Annotated in this window: 4 protein-coding genes; 1 reads left to right on the top strand and 3 read right to left on the bottom strand. The window is 65.5% G+C overall.

What is annotated here, in order from left to right; all coding sequences use genetic code 11:
• From Q4P07_RS13965 to Q4P07_RS13955, 3 genes are all read right to left on the bottom strand, one after another.
• Positions 1-238 (bottom strand): hypothetical protein (locus tag Q4P07_RS13965; protein ID WP_303375525.1); only part of this gene is annotated, 238 nt, incomplete at its 3' end.
• Positions 239-288: 50 nt separating this feature from the next.
• Positions 289-1,623, bottom strand: a complete 1,335-nt coding sequence (locus Q4P07_RS13960) for a Gfo/Idh/MocA family oxidoreductase (RefSeq protein ID WP_303375524.1) — start codon at positions 1,621-1,623, stop codon at positions 289-291.
• Positions 1,624-1,710: 87 nt separating this feature from the next.
• Positions 1,711-3,144 carry a polysaccharide pyruvyl transferase family protein gene (locus Q4P07_RS13955; protein WP_303375523.1) on the bottom strand — a complete coding sequence of 478 codons (1,434 nt, stop codon included), beginning with the start codon at positions 3,142-3,144 and terminating at the stop codon, positions 1,711-1,713.
• 374 nt (positions 3,145-3,518) lie between these two features.
• Here Q4P07_RS13955 and Q4P07_RS13950 point away from each other — a divergent pair, with 374 nt between their 5' ends.
• Entirely contained in the window at positions 3,519-4,967 is a 1,449-nt protein-coding gene (locus Q4P07_RS13950; RefSeq protein ID WP_303375522.1) for a glycosyltransferase, read from the top strand.
• The last annotated feature ends 50 nt before the right edge of the window (positions 4,968-5,017 follow it).

The following is a 5,017-nucleotide window of genomic DNA, read 5'->3' as shown; positions in this document are numbered from 1 at the left end:
TCTCGAAGAGGGTGTCGTCGAGCCATCGGGCGCCCCAGAGGGTGGCCATCCATCCAAGCTGCCATCCAGTGAGCGTGTTGGTGGTCCGGCGGCCAATCTGGCGCGTGAGGACGTACGCCTTGCGCCGGAGCGGGTGCTCGGACCTCCGGGCTGCGTCCAGCTCGCGACGGACGAACCGGCGCAGCTGCAGTTCAGCGACCTCCGCAACGTTCGCGAAACGGCGAGTCCGTTCCTTCACGGATGAGGCCGAGGGCCTGGCTTGCCCTTCGGTGGTCATCGCGCCCCGTCTCAACCGAAGACGCGAGCGTCGCTGCGCGCCTGCTCAATGATGTCCGCGATCACCAGCGAATCGCCGCGGCGGAGCTTGAACGACTCGCGGCTCGCGTTGCGGATCATCCACGCAAATTCTGCGAGCTCATAACGCAGGCCGTCGCCGTCGAACTTGTAGTAGTACTTCTTGTTCTCCCTGCTGTCTTCGAACCGTGCCTCGAAGTATTCGGTCTTCCACCACGGGGCGGGGACGTAGAGGTAGCCACGAGAGCCGGCGACGACGAGGTCGCCCTCTGCCTTGACGCCCAGACCGGTGCGGGCCGATGCCGTGGCATGGGGAAAGTCGATGTCGATGCGGCTGAAGACCTCGACCTGCGATCCCTGTGGGCGCAAGGAGCTCGCTCTGACCCCAGTGACGTCTTGGCCCAGGAGCCGGATGATCGCGAGCAGGGGATAGCTGGCCAGCTCGGAGATGCTGCCACCGGCCTCGCCCTGCAGCTCACGGCCTTCGTCGACGAGCTTGGTGAAGGTGGCATCTACCGACCGGATCTGCCCGATGGACCCGCTGCGCGCGACTGCCACCATGCGCAGAAAGCCTGGGGCGAAGGCGGTCTTGATCGCTTCCAGCAGCACGACCTCGCGCTCCTCGGCCCGCTCGAACAGCGTGGCGGTGTCGGCTCGGGTGAGCGTCATCGGTTTTTCGCACAGCACGTGAGCCCCGGCGTCGATGGCCTTGGCCGCATACTCCGCGTGGGTTTCGTGCGGCGTGGCGATGTAGACAGCGTCCACGGAGGCCAGCATCTCCTCGACCGAGCCGTAGACGGTGTTGAGCTCATGCTCCTGCGCGAACGCCTCCCTCGAGGCGGAGGTGCGAGAGAACACACCCTCGACGTCGATGCCGCTGACGAAGCGGGCCTCCGCCACGAAACGGTGGGCGATCCGTCCGGAGCCGATCACGCCAAGGCGGATCACCCCCGCCTCATTGCGGAGTTCAGTGCTGGAGACGCCCTTGGTGCGGTCGAGGTAGACCACGTCGCAGTAGTCGCGCAGGTAGTCGAACTTGCCGAGCCAGTCAGAGCCGATGGCAAAGATGTCCGCCTTGTGCTTCTGGATGTCCTCGACCTTCTGACCCTCGTACTCCTCGATGATGACCTTGTCCGCGAGGCCGCTGTCCTGCACATTCTTGAGCCGCCTCATCAGGCTCTGCTGGACGTTCAGCTTGCCGCGGGCCGCGTCATAGTTCTCCGTCGTCACGCCCACGATGAGGTAGTCACCCAGGGCCCGGGCCCGCTCGAGCAACCGGCGGTGCCCCTCGTGGAACAGGTCGAAGGTGCCGTAAGTGATGACTCGCAAGGTGTCTGGCCTCCAGCCGGGATACTCAACGCACGGACAGTGGCATTATGCATGCAGGCGTCCCTACCGTCGCCGACGGCGACTCAGTCACGCCCCGGGAAAGGCGGAGACTAGGGCGTCCGCATCGAAGTCGGACCGGGGGACTCGAGCGCGGCGCGCCGCTGCCGACCAGTCCTGCTTTGCCAGGGCGGCCGTCGTCACGTCAACGGTCTGCACCTCGTCCGCATCGAGCACGGTGTAGAAGTCCTCGAACTTGAAGCGGTCTCCACGCAGTTCGACGTCGCCCACCCTTAGCCAGACCCACGGAATCTGCCACGCCTGTGCGATCACCAAGCCGTGCAGAGAAGAGGAGACGCAGGCGCGGGCGGCCACGATCTGGTCGATGACGACCTCCGGACCCTGGCGCACGTCGATGACGGCGACGTCATCCGGGAGGTCGGCCGGGAGGACGCGCGTGTGCATGTAGTGCGGGATGATGGCGATCTTTCCCTCGGTCGCAGGCGCTGGACGCGGCTGGTAGTAGCGCGGCAGCAGCAACGCCGGATCACCGTAGACCTCGGGGACCTCCCAGCCGAGGTGGTCACGAAGGAACTCCCCGGTCCGGACCCCCCGCACCGCGTGGACGCTGCGTGGCCTGCGTGCCGCGAGCGCGGCGAGTTTGTTGCCCGACGGCGGCCCGATGAGGCCAGAGCCCCAGATGCGCGAGCCGGGCCTCTGCAGGTGCCCGATGGTCGATCCCACGGTGAAGAGGCCGGGATCCTGGGAGGGGAACGCGCGGACGTTGATCGCTGGCCTACCGGCGAGTGACTCGATGAGCATCGGCCCCAGCACGTCGCCGAAGTTTGGCTTGACGTCCCACCAGCTCGCCGGCACCAGGCCATGGTCCTGGGGTCGGTCCCCGGCGTCGAGGAAGAGGCGGAAGCGGTCGAGGAGGTTCACCAGCACCTCGACGACCCGGACGCTGACTGCGGAGGTGGCCACGCTCCGGTCAATTTCTTCCAAGAGGTGCATCTGCATCATGCAGACGGCGCTCATTCGAGCACGATTGACCAGGACGTTGCGTAGGAATCGCTCCGTCATCGGGTCGCGGCCGAAGACCGAGACCGTCCAGCACGAAGGCGTGCGCACGATGAGCACGCTGGCCTCGATGCCGGGGAAGAGTGCGTCGAAGCGGAGGCTGTCCTCCCGCGGGAAGGAGTAGGTTAGATCGCAGGCGCCCAATGCTCGCCTCTCGGATAACCGGGAACGCAGGTCGGTGGTGAGGAGAGCCAGGTCCTCAGGAACGGTGCGGGCATCGACACTGAACGTCGGTAGCGAGGGCTGGGGGGGAACTGGGCGTTCGCGGTGCAGGCTGATGTTGCCAGCCGAGGTGACGTAGACGCGAAGACCGCCCCAGACCGCCGGGAGGCTGACTTCGGGGCCGGCGCTCAGTCGCAGCAGCGCTCTGCGTCCTCCAGCTACCAGTGCGATGGAGATGTCGTGACGGCCGGGAGGCAGGTCCTGCAGGAGCTGCGCAGGCATCACTCCGTTGATCTGTGTCCCATCGGAGGTGATGGCACCCCGCTGGAGCGGAAAACATCGGATCGAGGACCTTCCTCGGTCCCGCAACTCACCCACCAACTGCTGTCCCGGCCGGCCACCGTGGACGACCCCTGTCAGATGGAGCTCCCCCAATGACCCCCACCGCGCCGTGGTGAGACCTGCGGACATGACGGCTCGGGGCCGCTCTGGGCCTCTCCCGCGCAGGCGACGGAGTGCACGTCGTGCAAAGCGCCTACTCTGGTGAGCGATGGTCAACATATATCCCTTTGCCAGAATCGGTGGTCAGTCGTGAAGCCTAGAACGGTTAACCCCGTGCGGCCCCATTTTAGGGCCACGTGGCGGGTGCACCGACCATGACGGATACCCGATCGCCCGATCCTGCGAAGAGCATCGAAGCCGACGACATCGACGTCTCGGTCATTGTGCCGGTCTACAATGCGATGCCCTATCTGTCCACCCTGCTGCGCTCGCTGGTGGACCAAGACATGAGTCCCGAGCGCTACGAGATCGTGGTCGTCGACGACGGCTCGACAGACGAGGGCCCGGCGCTGATGGATGGATTTGCCGAGCGCCACCCTCAGTTCCGTATCGTGCACCAGGCCAACAGCGGCTGGCCCGGCTTTCCTCGCAACCGCGGCCTAGACTTGGCGCGCGGTCGCTACGTCTTCTTCGCCGACGCGGACGACGAGTTGGGAGCGGAGGCACTCCGGCGGATGGTCGAGTTCGCCGATCTGCATGAGACTGACGTTCTTCTTCCCAAGATGGTCGGCAAGGGTGGCCGCTGGGTCCGGGGAATGTATGGCCGTGACCAGGTGGACGCGGACCTGGAGGAGGCGTTCCTCAGCCTGACTCCACAAAAACTCTTCCGGCGCCGGTTTCTCTTGGAACACGACCTGCGCTTTCCCGAGGAGAAGGTCAGGCTGGAGGACGGCATCTTTCTCGCCGACGCCTATCTGAAAGCTCGGCGGGTCTCCATCGTCGGGGGCTATGACTTCTACCACCTGGTCTCGCGGGACGACGGACAGAACATCAGCAGCCAGCCTTTCGTGCCGGCTGGTTATACCTGGTCGATCGCGGAGATCAGCCGAAAGGTCCGGGAAAACGACCCCGATCCAGCCAGGGCTGAGCGCATCATTCTTGACCTCTACCGCCGCAAGTGCTTGAAGTTTTACGAATCCAGGCGTCTGCTGAGGATGCCGCAGCCGCGTCGTCAAGCCTTCCTTGAGGCGCACGCAGACTACATCGACAACTACATCACGCGTGAGATGGAGGATACCCTCCAAGAGCCCTTCCGCAGCCGCTCGCGCCTAGTGCGCAAACAGGATGAAGCTGGCCTGCTCGCTCTGGCTCGGGCTGGGCTGGACCGACCGCTCGCGAGCGCGGCCCTCGTGACGTCTCGGTGGCGGAGACGAGGAGATCTACGGCTCTCGTTGGAAGTCCAGGGTGGTATCGAGGACAAAGAACTTCGGCCGATGGTGCTGCAACTCGCCCAGCGCGGCGGTGCCGAAGTCGCCCGGGCCCGCCCCCGCACCGCACGGTTAGTTTCGCAGGACGGCACGCACCCCGCTCTGTCGGTGCTGACCTTCAAGGTGAAGGCCCGGGTGTTCCGCTCCGTGAGCAAGGGCGTGCTGGACGTGGCGCTGCTGGTGGACGGCACCGACGAGCGCGCCCGGGTGGCAACGCCGCTGCTGTTGGCGCTGCCCGGGCCACGGAAACGGTTTCGTCCTTATGCCACCGTTCAGGGCAACTTCAGCGTGGAGATGGTCAGCGGCTCAAGCAGTCGAGGCTTCCTCGTCCGCTAGATGACCAGCAGTCGACCGTGCCGAGCCATGCGGGCGATGTCCTGCCAGCG

Origin of the sequence: Ornithinimicrobium sp., assembly GCF_030537745.1 — a bacterium.
GTDB lineage: Bacteria > Actinomycetota > Actinomycetes > Actinomycetales > Dermatophilaceae > Ornithinicoccus.
The sequence above is the reverse complement of the archived record's forward strand: the minus strand, read 5'-3'. Positions and strand labels throughout refer to the sequence as shown.

Bases quoted from the DNA above. Each gene is read 5' to 3' on its own strand.
- Q4P07_RS13955 (WP_303375523.1), bottom strand. From the start codon at position 3,144: ATGCCTGCGCAGCTCCTGCAGGACCTGCCTCCCGGCCGTCACGACATC.
- Q4P07_RS13950 (WP_303375522.1), top strand. From the start codon at position 3,519: ATGACGGATACCCGATCGCCCGATCCTGCGAAGAGCATCGAAGCCGAC.